Genomic DNA, 18,908 nt, shown 5'->3' with positions numbered 1-18,908 from the left:
TTGGGCTTGAAATTGTGTTCATTGATAATTATATCTATTTTTGGGTGTTGTTTTTTGCTTTAAACCTATCTTCATTGAATCTTCATGAATAAAGAAATAAGATGGGTGGTTTGGATGGTTTGAAAACATCACTCTAAACCAACATCTGAAGATTAAGTCCTTGCATCTTACTTCTGAGCCACTCTTCAAACAACTTATCTTCAATCGTTCGGCGTAGGCTGTCATCCAGCTTGGCTTCGATTAATTGATCCAACCGGAAAAAGCAGTGAAGATCCTCGACAACAATAGGGCCAATAATACTTCCGGCAGATTTTTCGTTAAAACCTGCTTGCAGTTGTGGCGGCATTTCCTCTCGGGGAAACACACCCATCCGGCCATCTAAATGTCGGTCTTCAGAGATTGAATACTCGGCCACCAAATAATTGAACTGTTTGGAGTCTTGCTGTAGCGTTTCACTCACTTTCTGGGCAAGACCAGCCTCCTGAACGACTATCCGGGAAAGAGCAAGACGGTCAAAAAGACTGTGGTTCTCTTCAAAAAACTGGTCTACTTTAACGCCAGCAACCTGTTCGCGCAGTTTTTGAAACTTAATCCCCTTGATTGCCTTCTCACGGAAACTCTCATAACTTAAATTTTGTTCAGAGAGCCATCGCTCAAAGGCTGGACGATCCACACCATTATTCTGTAGGCGAAAATCAAGAATAAACTGCTCGATTTCCGAGTCTGACACCTGAAAGTCACGCGATTGAAGTTCTTTATCTACGAGGTACTCTCGTAACACAGTGGAGACCAACTGTCCAAAGTTACCCGAATCCTTGAGGTAAGTCATCACCTCTTGGATGGATAGAACATCATCGCCAATACGCAAAAAGTCAAAGTTATTCATGTAAACACCCAAAAAGTTACGAATCAATATCCAGAATACGAAATCCAACAATCATTGTACACTCCGAGGGAGATGCCCGCAATGCTTCTAGACCTAAATTACCAGGTTGATAACACTCTCCAGTATTCTTGTGTGCATCTCCATAGGTCACGAGAGTAACTAGCCGTTCACTGTGTATGCAGAAAAATTATTGACCAACTGCTCCCACGTTTGATAAACATAGCCTCCATCTTGACGATTACCAATTCCCCAAGGATTGAAAAGCTTGAACTTCCCATTCACATAATCTACCAATGTGTAAGCATGAGTCTTTACAACTGGTGATTGAGGAGTTTCCTTTGAGCCAAAAGTTACTACTTTTCCATTGTTAAAATTCTGAAGAATCTGACTAGAACTGGGAATAGAGGACAAACCTCCTGACCAATTTGCGACTTGATCTACCGGACCATGCATCCAACCTCGTTCAATACCTTTATAGCTGTTTGTACCATCCTGACCAATCCAACCAGCCTCATTGATTTGAGCATAGGCTTTCTCAGCTAGTGCAACCCAAAGTTCATTGTTTGTATTGCTGACAGTATTTTGTTGTTGTCCTCCCCACCAATTATCGCTCATGCCAACTTTTGCGAAAGCTAAATAACCAGAACCATAGGTTGGGAGAAAACGATTGACAGTCACATAGTCAGCCTTGCCATTGTTGAAGAAACGAACGGTGTAAGTTCCATCACCATTATCAATAAACATATCTTCAATCTTTTGAGCATCTTGTAAGGCAACTCCTGCCAATGCAGCAAGATAGTAGCAATTACCTACAATACCCTGGTGTATGTCAGAATACTCAATTCCATTCTGGAAAAGCTCTCCTTGAGCATACATATACTTAAGGTCAATGGTAGTTCCATCACTGTATGTGAAGTCTCCATTCACATTGGGTAAATCTTTACCAAAGAAGTGTTTATCAATCAGCTTTTGAAGATGGTCGGCACTACTTCCCGCATAAAGATTACCCAAGGATTGACCAAGGTACTTTTCATTAGCATTGTTGCCGTGGGCAATCTTTTGGCTTAAAACTCGAGCATGATCTGCCATCTTGATATAACTTACATCACTGCTCAATATTTTCAGGTCTGCCAACTCATTTGCATCGACAACTCCACCATCCTTAGCAGAGTCAAAGATATAGATCATATCATCACGACACAAAATCCCATCTTGGAAACGCTCCCGTGCAAGGGCGCGAATGGTTGTGTCCTTGATATTTAGGTCAAACCAGTCGTTGGTGACAGGTGCTTGAGTCGTGAAGTTGACATAGCTCCACTCTCCCCAACCGTCAATCCCGTCAGTTGCCCGCACTGCGATGCGATCCGTGCTAGCAGCAGCACCACCAACAAACTTGACCGTATGTAGTTTATCGGCATCGACAAAGAAGCTCCGACCTGCGGCTTGACGAACACCATTAACCGTAAAGTAACCACTGGTCGCTTGAGCATTACTGTCAAAAAACTCATAGCGAGTGACTTGATCACCATCCTTGTCACTGGTTGTGAAGTTGAGCGACATGGCAGTGTTTGCCTTCACAGTAGCATTTTGAATGTTCACTGTGGGGGCTGACCCTCCCTGAGTCGTCACAGTGTATTGTGACCAACTACTCCAGTCTTTGCCATCGTAAGCGGCGATGAACAGATTGTCGGTAGTAGCTGTAGAACCTCCAACAAACTTCAGACCACTTAACTGATTGGCATTAAAAGAAATCACTTGACCCGCAGATTGCTTAACTCCATTCAGCGTGAAGTAACCACTGTTACTGTTTGTGTTGCCGTCGTAAATTGCATACCGCGTAATGGTATCACCATCAGCATCTGTTACGGTAAAGTTCGGTGTGATGCTCTGACCACGCTTAACAGTCTGATCATTGGTTCTTACCACAGGAGGACGATTGACCGGTTGGGTAGTAATGGTGGTATAGGCGGCTCGACCCCAAGTTGTTCCATCATGGGCGTTGATGCGAATTCGGTCTTCAGCCGCTTCCGACCCGCCGACGAAGCGTACGGTGTGCAGTTGGTCTCCACTGACGGTGAAGTAGCCCGTCTTCTTAACTCCATTGACGGTGAAGTAACCACTGGTGCTGTCAGAATTGTCGTCTCGGAAGGAATAGCGTGTCATCGTATCTCCATCGGCGTCAGTCACCGTGAAGAATTGCGAGATTGACGTACTTGAGCCACTGTTAACGGTCTGAGGACTGGCGCTGACTACGGGAGCACGGTTGACCGGTTGGGTAGTAATGGTGGTATAGGCGGCTCGACCCCAAGTTGTTCCATCATGGGCGTTGATGCGAATTCGGTCTTCAGCCGCTTCCGACCCGCCGACGAAGCGTACGGTGTGCAGTTGGTCTCCACTGACGGTGAAGTAGCCCGTCTTCTTAACTCCATTGACGGTGAAGTAACCACTGGTGCTGTCAGAATTGTCGTCTCGGAAGGAATAGCGTGTCATCGTATCTCCATCGGCGTCAGTCACCGTGAAGAATTGCGAGATTGACGTACTTGAGCCACTGTTAACGGTCTGAGGACTGGCGCTGACTACGGGAGCACGGTTGACCGGTTGGGTAGTAATGGTGGTATAGGCGGCTCGACCCCAAGTTGTTCCATCATGGGCGTTGATGCGAATTCGGTCTTCAGCCGCTTCCGACCCGCCGACGAAGCGTACGGTGTGCAGTTGGTCTCCACTGACGGTGAAGTAGCCCGTCTTCTTAACTCCATTGACGGTGAAGTAACCACTGGTGCTGTCAGAATTGTCGTCTCGGAAGGAATAGCGTGTCATCGTATCTCCATCGGCGTCAGTCACCGTGAAGAATTGCGAGATTGACGTACTTGAGCCACTGTTGACAGTCCGAGGACTGGCGCTGACTACGGGAGCACGATTATTGGGTATAGTTTCCAAAGATATAATCTTAGATGAACCCATCGCATTTCTGCTATCTATGGCAAAAAACTGAACCTTGTCTACTCCGGGTTCTGAACCGGCAACAAAACGGACTTTATCTAAGTCTTTAGCCGCTACGAAGTTCCAACCGTTCGGAATCTTTAGACCATTGACTGTAAAACTATTCTGAAATTTTAGACCATTGACTGTAAAATATCCCGTGGTACTGCCCTGAGTGAAATCATCAAACCAGTAGCCCAGAATTGGGTCTCCATCAGGATCATAGGCATCAAATAAATCTGAGGCAGCCACACTGGTTCCCAGATGCAACTGATGATCCCTAGCGGTGACTACGGGGGCACGGTTTGCTTGCTGAGTGGTGAGTTGAGCAAAAGAACCTCTACTCCAATTTTGTCCGTCGTAAGCTTGTACTGTAATGGTATCAACCCCAGGTTCTGAGCCAGCTACAAAACGTACGTTATTGAGTTGACTCGAATTGACGAAAAATCCACCATCTTGTTTTACTCCATTCAACGTCAGATAGCCACTATTTCCATTATTATTGTTGTCGTAGAACCAATAGTTCTGAATCGGATCGCCATCAGGATCATAAACACTAAAGAAGTTAGAGGCTTGGATACTCGAACCCGTATTTAGACGGCTGTCATAAGTTGTAACAACAGGAGCTTGATTAATAGGGTTACCAAACCCATCAGGCGGGAAATCATCAGGGTTATTCTGAGACCGTCCAGCTTGCTGTTCACCATTGGGGTTATCTATTAGAGAATTGCCAAAACCGTCCTCTTCAGGATTGAGGTTTTCCAGGAAAGACTCACGATCAATATCCCATGGGTTCACAACTGTCGAGGGGTCTACCGTATCTGGAACATCATCGTCAGGGATATCCTCACCCTCTGTATAGGCGGTACTCCGTTCCCAGTCATCCCTCAAAATTTCGTCATCAGCAAAAGGACTATCTAAGGTCTCTACATCGTCTGTCGGAGAGACCTCAGTCTCAATCACATTTGGAGCTTCAACTTCCGGTTCCTCCTCAGCGACGGGGTCATCCTCCTCGGCGACGGGGTCATCCTCCTCGGCGACGGGGTCATCCTCCTCAGCGACGGGGTCATCCTCCTCGGTGACGGGGTCATCCTCCTCGGCGACGGGGTCATCCTCCTCAGCGACGGGGTCATCCTCCTCGGTGACGGGGTCATCCTCCTCGGCGACGGGGTCATCCTCCTCGGTGACGGGGTCATCCTCCTCGGCGACGGGGTCATCCTCCACTGGTTGATCTACTATGGGATCGTCGCTAGACCTTTCCCCTTTGGCATAGCTCACCAACTCTTGACCCAATTCGGTTTCACGCCAATCTAACTCAGGGGCAATGACGTCACCCACATAGACCGCATCCCCTACCGCACCGCGAATCTGGAAGATGACATCATCATAGTCATAATCACTAATCTCAAATCGCTTATCTTCAAAGACAAAGGTATTCCCATCCCCCGTCAAATCAGCAATTTGACCCAAATGAAACTCATCATTGGGGTTAGCAGTGGAGAGGGAGAACAAGGGACGTCGGCTTCCACCAATGGAGGGGTTATTCACCACCTCAGACACTCGACCATTGGGAACCAGCATCACCCCGAACTCATCACCGGGGGTCATATTAAAGGTTTTCACACCTTGATAGACACCACTGTTATGGTCTCGCTCTCCCATCAAGGATCCGGTAAACCGCGCCCCTTCATCGGCGACACTGATGACAATATGTCCTTGTTCGGAACCACTGGCGGCCCGTCTCGCCGCTTCAGCGATGAACTCCTCGGTGGTTTCAAATTCCATCTCCTCCATTCCAGCGAGGCTGAAGAAGGCCACTTCCCCTTGATACGCACCACCGTCAAAGAGGAAGTCTACGCCAACTTCACCGCTACTCCCCACTCGGAACACACCTCGGTTGAAGTCGAGAACACTAAAGCTGAAGGGGACTTCATCTTCGTCCTCATCTTCATCATCCTCGTTCTCATCTTCATCATCGAGTAGGTCTTCGTCCTCGTCATCCACCTCGTCCTCGGCTTCAGCGTCCCCGGCTTCTTCGTCCTCGGCTTCGTCAGAGATGTCATCATCGGTTTCCGACTCATCTAACTCATCAGCTTCATCAGAGATGTCATCATCGGTTTCCGACTCATCTAACTCGTCGGAAATCTCCTCATCCGCGTCCGTCTCGCCTTCTTTCGACTCATCTAACTCGTCGGAAATCTCTTCATCCGCGTCCGTCTCGCCTTCTTCGGATTCATCTAACTCATCAGAAATCTCTTCATCCGCGTCCGTCTCGCCTTCTTCCGACTCATCTAACTCGTCGGAAATCTCCTCATCCGCGTCCGTCTCGCCTTCTTCCGACTCATCTACGAAAGGAATTTCCTCACCAATGTCCTCATCGCTGATGTCGTCGTTGTCGAGGTTAACGGGGTCTTCCACCATCTCTCCCTCGTCATCCCCCAGACTCTCATCTCCCTCATCCATCACCTCGTCACTGCTGTCGTCGCCATCCCAGTCGGAACTGTTGCTGAGGTCATCGATGTCGCTCAGGTCGTCGATGGGGTCGAGGTCTAGTCCTTCTGAGTCGTCCCCGCCATCGGTGATTCCGCTGGGAGTGTAAATCGGTTCGAGGATGAAGGTTTGGGTTAAATCTTCGAGTTGTTCCTGTTGGCGGCGTTCCTGTTTGAGCTGGTGAGTTAGCCAAGCGGCGAAGTTGGAGAGAAACATGGGTAGATGCTCCGGGACTCGGTGATGAGGCAAGTCAGTCGTTTGATTTCACCACTATAAACCCTCGTTCACCAGGGGTTTTTAAAGCTAAGATGAAGCACCCGGATTTTGGGGCAATTTTGAAAAAAGGCCATTTTTATCTGTCAGTTTTTTTGGGCAAGTTTTACGGAAACGGCTCCAATTTGTTACCTAATTTTACCGTATCGCTGTATTTGAGTTCAACCACTCAAGACTCCAAAAGAGCAAAAAGACGCACCGGGCCAAGGATTAAGCCCAGTGACCGGAAAACTTCATGAAAACTTTACAGAAACTTTAAAAAAAATATCCGGATGGAGGTGGTGAGAGGCTAAGCAGGGGGTCATAGTCCTGAGGGGTTAGAGTCTGCATTTTGCGGTCTTAGAGGGTAACCTGTTGGAAGGTCCCGACGGAGTTCTAGTATCAGTTTTTTCTAACAGTTGGATGGATGTTCTGAATGAAGTTGGCCGGGTTTCTCATCCCATTTTTTGCCCCGACGGGCCAGACATCGGACTCCGAGGAGGGCAACAGCCCTTCGCTGCATGACCATTGGTAGAACTGTGGGAATTTGAGAAAAATGGAGGTATTAGAAACTGGGCTGTTACGGGCAGAAACTCTCTTGATTGGGCGAGGTCTGACTCAGAGAGATGGTTTTGGGGTTTGGACCCGACTCTAAAATGGGGACTAGAGTCTTGACAATTAGACGTTATTTGTGGTAATGAGTGTCTGTAGTCAGTCATTAGTAATTCGCCACAACTCTAGGGCAACTGTAACGCTCTAACGACTAGAGTCCCTATCTTCTCTTTCTATTCAAGCCAGATTCAAGTTAATTCCTAAGGTCATTGAGTGATGTCACAATTTAACCCACAACCCTCATTTAATCTGAGAAAGTTAAAGGAACTCGAGATGAGACTAAATCGGGAGAAGAAGTTAGCGAAGTTGTGGGGGTATTATATGGATCGATTTGCCGACCATCCTGAGTTTATTGAGTGCGGCGAGCGTGTTGAGCATCCGTTCTTGGAACAAATCCTCCCGGTTCTGACTCAAGAAATGGTGAAAAAAGACCCGCGAGACATTGTGTTAATCCAGATTCCGGAATATGAGTTTGTCCATGGTAGTTTTTGGGTTGAAAGTCGGATTGGTGGACTGCTTTACTTCGAGAAAAAACTTAAAGGACTGGCGGCACTATCGGGACCGAATGGGGCGGGAAAGATGCAATTTTCTCGCTTCACTGGGCATCCGATTGACAAGAATTGAATGTCTTTAGATAATCGTGAATTTATCTCGATGAAGGGCGAGACTTAGTCAAGACGAGTGAGGAGGCAGTGAATCGAGATGGGCTAAGGCGAAATCCAGCATCTCTTGTCCATGAGCAAGGATTTCGTCTACATCGGCTTCTGTGATATCCAAATCAGTATTGTAATCGGCTCTTAAGCGGATTCTTTCAGCATCAATGAGATAGCGATGGAATTTCACTGGAATGCGTTTCGTGCGAGCAAAATGTCTGCCAAATGCAGCAATGACTGCTGAATGTTTGGAATAAGATAGCCCTTCGCCCTCTAAAAAAGCTGTGGCGATGTAAAACATCGCGTAATAGGTACGAGAGGCAGCAAAATCGGGAAAGTTTTTATGGTTTAACTCTCGGGCTGCTTCTAAGCTGCGAGTGGCTTTTTCTAAAAGTTTTTGTTGTTCTGGGGTCATAGACGAATTCCGTCACGTCGGACGTTCCTGAAAAAACTATTATTATAGTCTTCAAGTTGACGACGAGTTGCTAAGGCACAGCTAATTAAAGTGTCATGTTCTAAAGACAGATTTGCGATTAGCTTGCTGATTTTATTGCTTTCTTTGGAGTAGCTAAATTCTTGCCTTAAAACAATCAAAATATCAATGTCTGAGTCGGGTTCTGCATCTCCCCTGGCTTGAGAACCATAGAGGACAACCTGATCCAGTTGTTGATTGTAAATGTTTTTTAGACCCTGATATATTTGGTCAAGAACAATATTCAAAGGAGTTTTCATTTGACCTCAAACTAGCTTCGTTAGAGATAAATTAATACCATTTTTCGATAGGCTTGCCGCACATCCGATAGCGAGGAGGGCGACCACAAGGGTTCGCCCCTACGGATATCTATGGCACAATTTTTAAAAAATGGTATAAGATTACTTCAATTTAAGTTTAGCATGGTTCAACCCTGAATGGTCATAAAAGTTGCACTACAAAACTGAGTTTTTAGGATGTCCTGGACTGGGGGCAATCGAACAGCCGTTCACTATAAACTCGGGTCAACCACACTTCCCAAAAACAAGATTTGTTCCGTCTCATTATCCCGAACAACAAACACAAAAGGTCGATCGCCCACCCAAGAAATCGGTGCTGATCGCGTTCCCCCAATCCCCGTCACCGCCGCCGCATCAGTCCCCGCCTCCGTCACCTCCAGATAGAGTTGTTGACGCATCACCGTTACCCAAAACGGGTCATCACTTAACCCCGAAAAATCCGCCCCCGGTTGAAACATTCCCCCCAGTCCTAACGCCTCCAAACTCTCCCGTACATTCACCTCCGTCGTGACCTGAAAACGGGGTAGCCGCACGATCGCCCCCGCCTCATTCCACTCAAACCGACGGACCCAACTCCGCCAATTCTCCGCCGTAAACTGCCCTAAAAACTCCGCAAACGGGACATCGTCTCGGGGAACAAACACATACATCCCCAACCGCTCACTCTCCCCATAGGGTAACTCAATCCCCTGAAATAGGTCATTTTCATAAGCCCGAACCAACGATAACCGTTGCTTCATCATTGGCACATATACCGGAGACCGTCCCAACCGATTAAACTGAGCCAATTCCGTATTCTCTTCCGGAAAAGGACTCGTCCATTCTCCCGAAAAATAGAGCGCATTCAACAAGACCGCCACCGTCCTCTCATCCACATCACGGCTCGATAACAGTTCCGTAATGCGCCCTTGAGTCTCTTGAGAAATCCACTCATGAATCGCCGCCAACACGTGAGGCGGTTCCCTGAAATCCACCGGCTGAATCTGCGCCCGATAAAACTGCTGACGAGATTGAATAAACTCAACCCTTAACGGACTCTCTTGACGAGTCCAAATCGAATTGGCGATCGCCAACTCCACCTCCCCCGACAGTTCCCCCATCGTCTCCAACAGTCCCTCATAGGTCCGATCCAACTCCCCAGTCGTCGCCCCAGATACTCCTAGCATCTGACTCATTTCCCTCTGAGTCTCCCCCCCGGCCCCGCCATACAGCAACGCCAACGCCATCGATAAACTCAACGGCGACAGGATCACATTCTCCCCACCCCGACGTTCCCGCACCTGGTGGAACACCGCAAACCCCAACTCCCCCTGAGCCTCACTTAAGTCTCTCACCGCCGTCGGTGACTGGGCGATCGCCCCCCGAGGAGTCCAGTGAGTCCGAGGTATCCCGCCTCCCAAGACCGTCACTCCCATCACCAAGGGAAGTAACGCCCCGAGAAACCGTCCATAGTTAGGGTGATGAATCATGATTGAGCAGAAATAGACTGTATTAACTGTTGTCCCGTTGCACCCACCCCATTGAATTCAGATCTTAGGAAGAAGGTTCCGGGAAAGCCTCTCCCCCCTTTACCCTAACCTCTCCTAATCAAAAGCGGTCAAAATTAAAAACCCCCCAGTCAAAAACCGTAGGTTGCGGTTTTCCACTGGGGGGTGAGGACATCCTGGGAGCCTGAGGATGGCGAAGTTTACACCATCCTTACGTCAACCTAACGTCAACCTAAGCAATAATTCCGGCTTCCCGGGCTGCGGCCTCATCATCCGGGTCAATCCCCAGACGAGTCAAATTGATGCGGTTCTTATTATCGATATCCCGCACCTTGACCACAATCTCATCGCCGACGGAGAGTTCATCCTCCACCTTACCGATGCGATAATCCGCCACCTGGGAGATGTGAACCATCCCTTCCTTCCCAGGCGCAATCTCCACAAACGCGCCAATGGGAATAATGCGGGTGACACGACCCATAAACACCTCTCCGGCTTGAATCTTACGAGTCATCCCTTGGATAATCGCCCGGGCCCGCATCGCCTTCTCACCATCAAGACCCGAAATCGTCACCGTTCCATCATTGTCGATGTCGATTTTACAACCCGTTTCCTCCGTAATCCCCTTAATGGTTTTCCCACCGGGACCAATCACCAAACCAATCAGGTCAGGGTCAATCTTGAGGCTATAGAGACGAGGCGCAAAAGGAGACAACTCAGGATTGGGTTCCTGGATGGCTTCCATCATCTTACTGAGGATATGCAGTCGCGCCGGAAGAGCCTGTTTGACCGCATCCGCGACAATTTTCACCGGGAGTCCCGTGATTTTCATATCCATCTGTAAGGCCGTAATTCCGGTATCCGTTCCGGCGACCTTGAAGTCCATATCCCCGAGGAAATCTTCAATTCCTTGAATATCCGTGAGAATGCGAACCTCATTCCCTTCCTTAATTAAGCCCATCGCTGCACCGCTAACAGGCTTACTCAGGGGAACCCCCGCGTGCATCAGGGAGAGAGTTGAGCCGCACACCGACCCCATCGAGGTTGAGCCATTCGAGGACAAGACCTCAGACACCACCCGAATCACATAGGGGAAACTTTCTTTCGGCGGTAACACCGGAACCAACGCCCGTTCCGCCAACGCTCCGTGACCAATCTCCCGCCGACCGGGCGATCGCATCGGACGAGTTTCGCCCACAGAATACGGTGGAAAATTGTAATGGTGCAGATAGCGTTTCTGTTCCTGGGGATGCAGGTCATCGAGTTCCTGAGCATCACCGGGAGACCCCAGCGTCGCCAGGGACAACACCTGAGTCAGACCCCGGTTAAACAAAGCACTCCCGTGAACCCGACGGGGAACAATCCCCACCTGACAGGAAATCGGGCGGACTTCATCGAGTTTGCGGCCATCAACCCGGACCTTATCCTCGACAATCTGGGCGCGCATTAACTGCTTCGTCACGCCCTTAAAGACCTTACCGAGAGACTTAGCATCTTCCGTCACCGCCAAACGCAGCGGGTCATCTTCGGGAAGTTGCTCAATTTTCTCAGCAATCTCCCCCTTGACCTCATCGAGGGCTTCATCCCGGCTACTCTTCGTATGCTCAAAGTTGCTAAGGACCTTTTTCACCGGTTCCTCAGCCGCCTCACGGATATAAATCTCCAACTTGTCATCCACCACCGGCGGTTCTTCTTCCACCAGTTGCAGGCCCAAGTCTTTCATCAACGCTTCCTGGTGACGAATTAGCTCCAACGCCCCTTCGTAGCCGAAATCAATGGCTTCGATAATATCTTGTTCCGGGAGCTGATTGGCGCCGGCTTCCACCATCACCACCCCATCATGAGTTCCCGCCACGACGAGATCCAAGTCTCCCAGGCGAATCTCCTCAAACGAGGGATTGAGAATGAAATCATCACCCACCAGGCCCACACGGACCGCCGCCATAGGACCTTTAAAGGGAATCTGTGCCAAGAGGGTGGCCATAGACGCGCCCGTCACCGCCAGGACATCTGGGGGAACCAACTCATCCATGGATAAGGTGGTGGCAACAATCTGAATATCGTCCCGTAACCACTGGGGGAACAAAGGACGCATGGGACGGTCAATTAGACGACAGGTTAGCGTTACTTTCTCGGGGGGACGACCCTCCCGACGCAGGAACCCACCGGGAATCTTACCCCCAGCATAGAGCCGTTCTTCATAGTCCACGAGCAGGGGCAAGAAGTCGATACCTTCTCGACCGGTTGAACGGGTTGCTGTGACGAGAACCGAGGTATCGCCCAACTCGATGACGACAGAGCCTCCGGCTTGTGGAGCGAGGGTTCCAACCTTGAGTCTAATATCCCGTCCATCAAAGGATATTGACTTTTCCATTGCTTTCATGCAGCACTCTAATATTAGTTCTTCTTCTTCTTCTAAAGCCTCTCGTCCCCCTGAGAGACCATCAAGTCCCCAAAACCTTGGGGCAGCTCTCATCAGGGTTCAAATTAGCCTATCATCGGTGATCATCGTCAGACTCACCACCCCCTGACGTAAGCCAAGGGTTGAGCGTCTCAACTCTCATTCGGTTGCTAGTCCGAACTACGCCACGCCTTAGCGCCCAAATGCTGGGGTTAGCCGTCGAGATAACTCATGTCACCCAATTCAGGTAACTTGAGGCGAGGATGATCAGGATTGCACTTGGGAAATCCATGTCGTCCCCAGTATACCGCAGGAATCTGGAAGTGCCAGGGTTTCTTTAGCTAGGGTTAAGGTTGCCCGAGGCCTGACGGCTGGGTCAGGATTGGAACTCCGTCCGGGGCAATGGCGTCTGAGGTGCCTAGATTATAAAGACCCTGTATGTTTAAAGTATTCGCTTCAGGAATACAACGTGAGTCATGAGCAACTTTGCGCCTCTACCTGGTTCAGCAACCGTCGTCATGGTTGTGGGGGGACAACCCATCACCATCGCCCTGGATGGTGCAAATGCCCCCATCACCGCCGGAAATTTCGCCGATTTGGTCTCTCGTCGCTTCTATGACAACATCAGCTTTCACCGGGTGGTTCCTAACTTCGTGGCGCAAGCCGGAGACCCCAACAGTCGTGACCCGAACTTTCCCAGCAATCTTTTGGGCCGGGACGGTTTCCGGGACCCAGCTACCGGAGCAACCCGCACCATTCCCCTGGAAATTAAACCGCAGGGAGCGGCCGAAGCCTTACTAGGACTAAGATTTCGAGATGCGGGGATTACGAGCCCTCCCCAACTGCGCAACGATCGCGGCACCATTGCCATGGCCCGCAGTCAAGATCCCAACTCCGCGTCCTCCCAGTTTTACTTTAATCTCGTCAATTCCCGCTTCTTGGATGGGGATTATGCGGTCTTTGGGGCCATTACCGATGGCCTATCGGTGATGGACAATATCGACGTGGGCGATCGCATTGAGGCGGCCCGCTTCGTCGATGGCATCCTACCGTCCCGCCAATCGGCCTTTATGGATGTCAACTCCCTCAATTTCTACTTCAACCGCCTGGAACGGGCCAGCCTCCCCCTCGGCTTCCAATTCTTAACCGATGGCGATGATTTCCTCGATATTACCGCCGAACTCAGTCAAGCCAACCCCTCCGGCTTTGTCGGCCTCGGCGGTGATGACACCATTCTCGGGTCTCCCATCGATGATGTCATTTATGGGAACCAGGGCAACGACACCCTCACGGGAGAAGCGGGCAATAACCTCATTCGCGGCGGTCAAGGGGATGATCTGATCATGGGGGGCAGTGGCAATGATATTCTCCATGGCAACCTCGGCAACGACACCGTCATGGGGGGTGGCGGTAACAACTTTATGCGGGGGGGACAGGGGGATGACGTCCTCATCGGCGGTCCCGGGAACGATGTGCTGATTGGCGATCGCGGCCAAGATACCCTCACCGGAGGGGGTGGGGCCAATAGCTTTGTTTTCCGAGGCGACACCAACATCGGTCGCCTCGACCCCAATGCGGCTGACGTGGTGACCGACTTCAACCCCGCCGGTGGCGATCGCATCATCCTCGCCGCCGCCACCGACCCCGCCACGGTCCGCTTCATCCCCTCAGGGGCAGATGTCCTCATTCAACTGGATAACAACGACTTCCAAGGGCGCATCCTTAACAGCACCCCAGAAGCCGTCCAAGGGTCTACTCTGCTTGTCTCGCCAGGGGATATGGCCCTGTTGATTGGCTAGCCCCCAGCGCAGAGGGGGCCAGGACCTCAAGGCGATCGCCATCGCCGAAGCGAGGCGGAGGATAAGCGGCCCGCAGCGCCCTCATCTGAGGTCCCTGGCCCCATTGCTCCTGAATCTGATGTAGGAACTCATCCTGCTGACGACGAAACGGCAGCGTATAGGCATCTCCACCATTGAGAAGGGCAAACCAGACCAAACCGCGATCGCGCGTCGGCACTGCCCCCACCAACGCACTCACATTCCAGAGGGTCCCCGTCTTCACCGTGGCCCCTTTCGGCATCCCTCGGTCTTCCATTGTTCCCCCATCCAGACCAAACACCGGAAACAGATCCGCCAAGGTCAGACCTCGCCGCGCCAGACGACGGTGAATCGCCCCCAACAGAGCCACAGAAGCTCGTGGCGAGACCCGATTCTCCTGACCCAAACCTGAGCCGTTAATCAACTGAATTTCCGCTTCCGGCACCGCGGCCAACTGAGCCGCCCGTTGAGCCACCCGAGCACCGCCCCCCAATTTCTCCCCCAAGTAGTCAGCCATCACATTATTACTATGGACATTCATCACCTTCAGCCAAGACAGCAACGGTAACGAATGATGGCGCACCAGAGTCACCCGAGAGGGCAGAGGTTCCGTCACCCGAGCCACCTCGCCATTCTCCCCATTCTCCTCATCGGTCTGCGAGTCTCCCAAGCGGCGAACCTCCCCACGAATCTCCAACTGCGGCCTCGGAGTTCCCGCTGTCATCCCCTCATGGGCCCGTTGCAAACGTGGCGTCCAACGGCGTGCATCAAAACTGAGCCGAAAGGCCTCTCCCACCCGCTCCGACTCCTGGCGAAAATTAAACCAGGGCTGATTCTCCAAAATCAGATCCCCCGCCACCGCCTCAATGCCCAACTCCTGCAACGTCACCGCCAGGGCGATCGCCTCCTCCCAAACCCACAAAACATCATCGCCCCCGCGAATAATTAAATGTCCCTCCAACACCCCATCCACAATCGGGCCCGTCGCACTAATCTCCGTGACCGTCTGTTGTTGCCAATCCCAAGTATCCAGAGCCACCAAGGTCGTCGCCACCTTCGTCACTGAGGCCGCTGAACGGGGTAAGGTTCCTTGATGGGAGGCCAACTCTTCCAGGCCCGCCTGTAGCCAAATTCCCTGCCGTTCCGCCATCATCCCCTGGGCCTCCAGCGCCGTCAAATAATTATCAATCAGAGCCTGCGCCTCCCCATCAGCCTCCAGAGACAACACCAGCCCTGGCGCTTCCAACAGAGGAATACTCACCTCGGACGGGGGGGGAAGAATCCCCGTAACGTCCAACCAGAGGGCTAGCACCCCCGAACTCACTAAACTCAACATGGCGATTCCCGCGCGACCCATGGATCATAGCAGTCAGCTTGGGAAATCGCCGAGGCAGCCAGAGACCACTGAGACGTTAGGAGAGGCCGTCTGGTAGAATTTGGAAGGCTTATACAACATTCGATCGATGGCATTGAACAGGGCAAGGATTGCAGTAGACGCGATGGGCGGTGATTATGCCCCGGATGAGATTGTAGCTGGGGCGTTACAGGCGCAAGATGAATTGGGAGCCGAGGTGCTGCTTGTTGGCGATCCCGCCGCCATCGAGGCCTCGTTGCAACGGCACGATCGCAGCTCTGATGAGGTGCAAATTATCGCCTCTGAGGGTGCGGTGGAAATGCACGAAGAAGCACTGACGGGCATTAAACGCAAACCCAACGCCTCCATCAATGTGGCCATGAATCTGGTTAAGCAGGGAGAGGCTGACGGCGTCGTCTCCGCTGGACATTCTGGGGCGTCCATGGCGTCGGCCTTGTTGCGCTTAGGCCGCTTAGCTGGTATAGACCGCCCAGCCATTGGGGCCGTCTTCCCCACCATGAATCCTAATAAGTCAGTTCTCCTGTTGGATGTGGGGGCGATCGTGGATTGTCGGCCCAAATTCTTGGAACAGTTTGCCCTCCTGGGGACGGTATACAGTCAATATGTTCTGGGACGGGACGAACCCCGAGTGGGACTGCTCAATATCGGCGAAGAGGCTTGTAAAGGCAACGAACTGGCTCTGCGCACCTATGAGTTATTACAAAACAATCCCCGTATTCCCTTTGTGGGCAATGCCGAAGGCCGAGATGTCTTATCTGGGGATTTCGATGTCATCGTCTGTGATGGCTTTGTGGGCAATGTCCTGCTCAAGTTTGCCGAAGCCGTGGGCAATATCCTCCTGCAACTCTGTCAAGATGAGTTATTGCAAGGTCTGGATGAGCGGGATTTAGACCATGTCATGCCCAACCTTAAACGCCTGAAACAACGCATTGATTACGTCGAACATGGCGGTGGCTTACTCTTAGGCGTGGCTGGGGTTTGTGTGATTGGCCATGGAAGTTCTCACGCCATGACCATTTTTAATGCCGTCCGTTTAGCCAAAGAAGCGGTGGATAATCGCGTCATCGAACGAATCCAGGAGAAACATCTGGTGGAACAATAGCCCGGATAATGGGGCTGGCTTTGGAGTAGAAAAGGACGATCCTGCAAAATTTTATGACAATCTTGGGACTTGAATTAACGGGCTGTGGCGGTGTGGCTCCCGATGCGGTCTTGGATAATGAAACGCTGATGCAGATGGTGGAGACCTCTGATGAGTGGATTCGCTCCCGTACGGGAATTCGCCAACGTCGTCTGACTCCCCCCTCTCAGTCCTTGGGAGAGTTAGCTGCTCAAGCCGGAACTCAGGCTCTGGAGATGGCGGGCGTAGCACCGAGCGAGTTAGATTTAATCGTGTTGGCCACCTCCACAGCCGATGATTTGTTTGGGAGTGCTAGTTGGGTGCAACATCGCTTGAATGCTCCCCAGGCGGTGGCGTTTGATTTGACGGCAGCCTGTTCTGGGTTCCTGTTTGCTATGGTGACGGCGGCTCAGTTTCTCCGCACCGGGGTCTATCGCAATGTTCTGGTGATTGGTGCTGATGTCCTCTCGCGCTGGGTGGATTGGAACGATCGCCGCACCTGTGTCTTGTTTGGCGATGGGGCCGGCGCGGTGGTGTTGCAGGCCCGAGAAGTGGGCGATCGCCTCCTCGGTTTCGAGATGCGCTCAGATGGCTCTCAGAACAACTGTCTGACCCTAGGCTATCAACCCCAAGAACAGGTCCTCACCCCTGAGATTTCTGTGTCCCAAGGCCACTATGGAACCATCGCCATGAATGGCCCGGAAGTCTATAAGTTTGCCGTTAAGAAAGTCCCCGAAGCCGTCGAAAAAGCCCTCTTCCGCTCAGGACTGACCACAGAGGATGTGGATTGGTTACTCCTCCATCAAGCCAATCAACGGATTCTCGATGCGGTGGCCAAACGCCTTAAAATTCCTGCGGAAAAAGTATTGACAAACTTATCAAAATATGGTAACACGTCGGCAGCGTCAATTCCTTTAGCCTTAAACGAGGCCGTGCGATCGCAACAAATCCAGCCCGGCGACACCATTGCCGCCTCAGGGTTTGGGGCCGGGTTAACCTGGGGGTCAGCGGTATTCCGTTGGGGACGCTTTGAGGCGTAACATAAGTTACCGTTGATACCAAAACAGAAATTATGAAAACCGCTTGGGTGTTTCCCGGACAAGGATCGCAGGCCGTCGGAATGGGGGTTGACTTAGCCGCCCTCCCGGAAGTAGCAGAGAGATTTCAGCAGGCCGAGGCCATTTTAGGCTGGTCGGTTGTGCAAACCTGTGAAACCGGGGAGAATCTCTCAGAGACTCGTTATACCCAACCCTGTCTCTACACCGTGGAATGCGCCTTAGTGGATCTGTTGCGCGATCGCGGCGTTAGCCAACCCGATCTAGTCGCCGGTCATAGTTTAGGAGAATATGTCGCCCTCTATGCCGCCGGAGTCTTGGACTTTGAAACGGGCCTAAAACTGGTGAAACGTCGTGGCGAACTGATGAGTCAGGCCAGCGAAGGACAGATGACGGCGTTAATGAAGTTCGATCGCCCCCAACTCGAAGACGCGATCGCCAAAACCGAGGGAGTTGTCCTGGCCAATGATAACAGTCCCCTCCAGGTGGTCATTTCCGGCACCGAGGCCGCGATCGCCCAAATCTTATCCCAAGTCAAAGTCCGTCGCAGCGTTCCCCTAGACGTCTCCGGGGCCTTCCACTCCCCCCTCATGGAACCCGCCGCCGCCGAGTTCCAAACCCTCCTCGAACCCATCGACTTCAAAGAAGCAACCATCCCCGTTCTTTCCAACGTCGATCCCAGCCCCGAAACCTCCGCCGCTGCCCTAAAAACCCGTCTACAGCAGCAAATGACCGGTTCCGTCCGTTGGCGAGAAATCGTCTTAAGTTTACCCGACCTAGGCATTGAACAGGTATTAGAAGTCGGGCCCGGCAAAGTCCTATCCGGATTAGTCGGACGCACCGTCAAAGAGTTAAACTGTCTCAACGTAGGAACCGTAGCTGAGTTAGACCACCTAACCGAATCATCCCTGTAACCCAACCCACCCCCACCCCGGAGTGGGGCATCCCCAATCCCCATTCCCTACTCCCTCCTCCCCCTACTGCCTCTTGCCTATTGCCTTCTCCCCCCT

12 protein-coding genes are annotated in these 18,908 nt (G+C 51.5%); 5 read left to right on the top strand and 7 right to left on the bottom strand.

The window, feature by feature from the left end; all coding sequences use genetic code 11:
- Positions 1-133: 133 nt before the first annotated feature.
- Both NEA10_RS01330 and NEA10_RS01325 read right to left on the bottom strand, forming a co-directional pair.
- Positions 134-886, bottom strand: a complete 753-nt coding sequence (locus NEA10_RS01330; RefSeq protein WP_252663437.1) for a peptidylprolyl isomerase — start codon at positions 884-886, stop codon at positions 134-136.
- A 159-nt stretch (positions 887-1,045) separates the two neighbouring features.
- Complete coding sequence (locus NEA10_RS01325; RefSeq protein WP_252663436.1) at positions 1,046-6,571, bottom strand: DUF4114 domain-containing protein; 5,526 nt, start codon at positions 6,569-6,571, stop codon at positions 1,046-1,048.
- Positions 6,572-7,540: 969 nt separating this feature from the next.
- On the opposite strand from NEA10_RS01325, the gene NEA10_RS01320 reads away from it, so the two are divergent.
- Entirely contained in the window at positions 7,541-7,843 is a 303-nt protein-coding gene (locus NEA10_RS01320; protein ID WP_252663435.1) for a hypothetical protein, read from the top strand.
- A gap of 48 nt (positions 7,844-7,891) precedes the next feature.
- Here the strand turns inward: NEA10_RS01320 and NEA10_RS01315 are convergent, their stop codons facing one another.
- From NEA10_RS01315 to NEA10_RS01300, 4 genes are all read right to left on the bottom strand, one after another.
- Positions 7,892-8,287 (bottom strand): HEPN domain-containing protein, encoded by a 396-nt coding sequence (locus NEA10_RS01315; protein ID WP_252663434.1) that lies wholly within the window; start codon positions 8,285-8,287, stop codon positions 7,892-7,894.
- Positions 8,284-8,604, bottom strand: coding sequence for a nucleotidyltransferase domain-containing protein (locus NEA10_RS01310; RefSeq protein WP_252663433.1), 321 nt, complete (start codon positions 8,602-8,604; stop codon positions 8,284-8,286). Before NEA10_RS01310 ends, NEA10_RS01315 begins: the two co-directional genes overlap by 4 nt.
- A gap of 251 nt (positions 8,605-8,855) precedes the next feature.
- The gene (locus NEA10_RS01305) at positions 8,856-10,112 is read right to left on the bottom strand and encodes a serpin family protein (protein WP_252663432.1); all 1,257 of its coding nucleotides are present in this window, start codon (positions 10,110-10,112) and stop codon (positions 8,856-8,858) included.
- Positions 10,113-10,362: 250 nt separating this feature from the next.
- Positions 10,363-12,513: a polyribonucleotide nucleotidyltransferase gene (locus NEA10_RS01300; protein ID WP_252663431.1), complete on the bottom strand. Its 2,151-nt coding sequence runs from the start codon at positions 12,511-12,513 to the stop codon at positions 10,363-10,365.
- A 494-nt stretch (positions 12,514-13,007) separates the two neighbouring features.
- On the opposite strand from NEA10_RS01300, the gene NEA10_RS01295 reads away from it, so the two are divergent.
- Positions 13,008-14,330, top strand: a complete 1,323-nt coding sequence (locus NEA10_RS01295; protein ID WP_252663430.1) for a peptidylprolyl isomerase — start codon at positions 13,008-13,010, stop codon at positions 14,328-14,330.
- On the opposite strand, the gene NEA10_RS01290 is transcribed toward NEA10_RS01295, so the two are convergent.
- Complete coding sequence (locus tag NEA10_RS01290) at positions 14,284-15,705, bottom strand: D-alanyl-D-alanine carboxypeptidase (RefSeq protein ID WP_252663429.1); 1,422 nt, start codon at positions 15,703-15,705, stop codon at positions 14,284-14,286. The genes NEA10_RS01295 and NEA10_RS01290 overlap by 47 nt on opposite strands.
- 106 nt (positions 15,706-15,811) lie before the next feature.
- Between NEA10_RS01290 and plsX the strand changes: the two genes are divergently transcribed.
- The 3 genes from plsX to fabD are packed head-to-tail and all read left to right on the top strand — an operon-like array spanning position 15,812 to position 18,812.
- A complete protein-coding gene (gene plsX / locus NEA10_RS01285; RefSeq protein WP_252663428.1) occupies positions 15,812-16,825 on the top strand; it encodes a phosphate acyltransferase PlsX in 1,014 nt (337 codons plus the stop codon).
- 53 nt (positions 16,826-16,878) lie between these two features.
- Positions 16,879-17,883, top strand: a complete 1,005-nt coding sequence (locus NEA10_RS01280) for a beta-ketoacyl-ACP synthase III (RefSeq protein ID WP_252663427.1) — start codon at positions 16,879-16,881, stop codon at positions 17,881-17,883.
- 32 nt (positions 17,884-17,915) lie between these two features.
- Positions 17,916-18,812 (top strand): ACP S-malonyltransferase, encoded by an 897-nt coding sequence (gene fabD, locus NEA10_RS01275; protein ID WP_445164661.1) that lies wholly within the window; start codon positions 17,916-17,918, stop codon positions 18,810-18,812.
- Positions 18,813-18,908: the final 96 nt, after the last annotated feature.

It is taken from the genome of Phormidium yuhuli AB48, assembly GCF_023983615.1.
In the GTDB taxonomy this organism is placed as follows: domain Bacteria; phylum Cyanobacteriota; class Cyanobacteriia; order Cyanobacteriales; family Geitlerinemataceae; genus Sodalinema; species Sodalinema yuhuli.
Note: the sequence above shows the minus strand (reverse complement) of the source record. Positions and strands in the feature narration are given on the sequence as shown.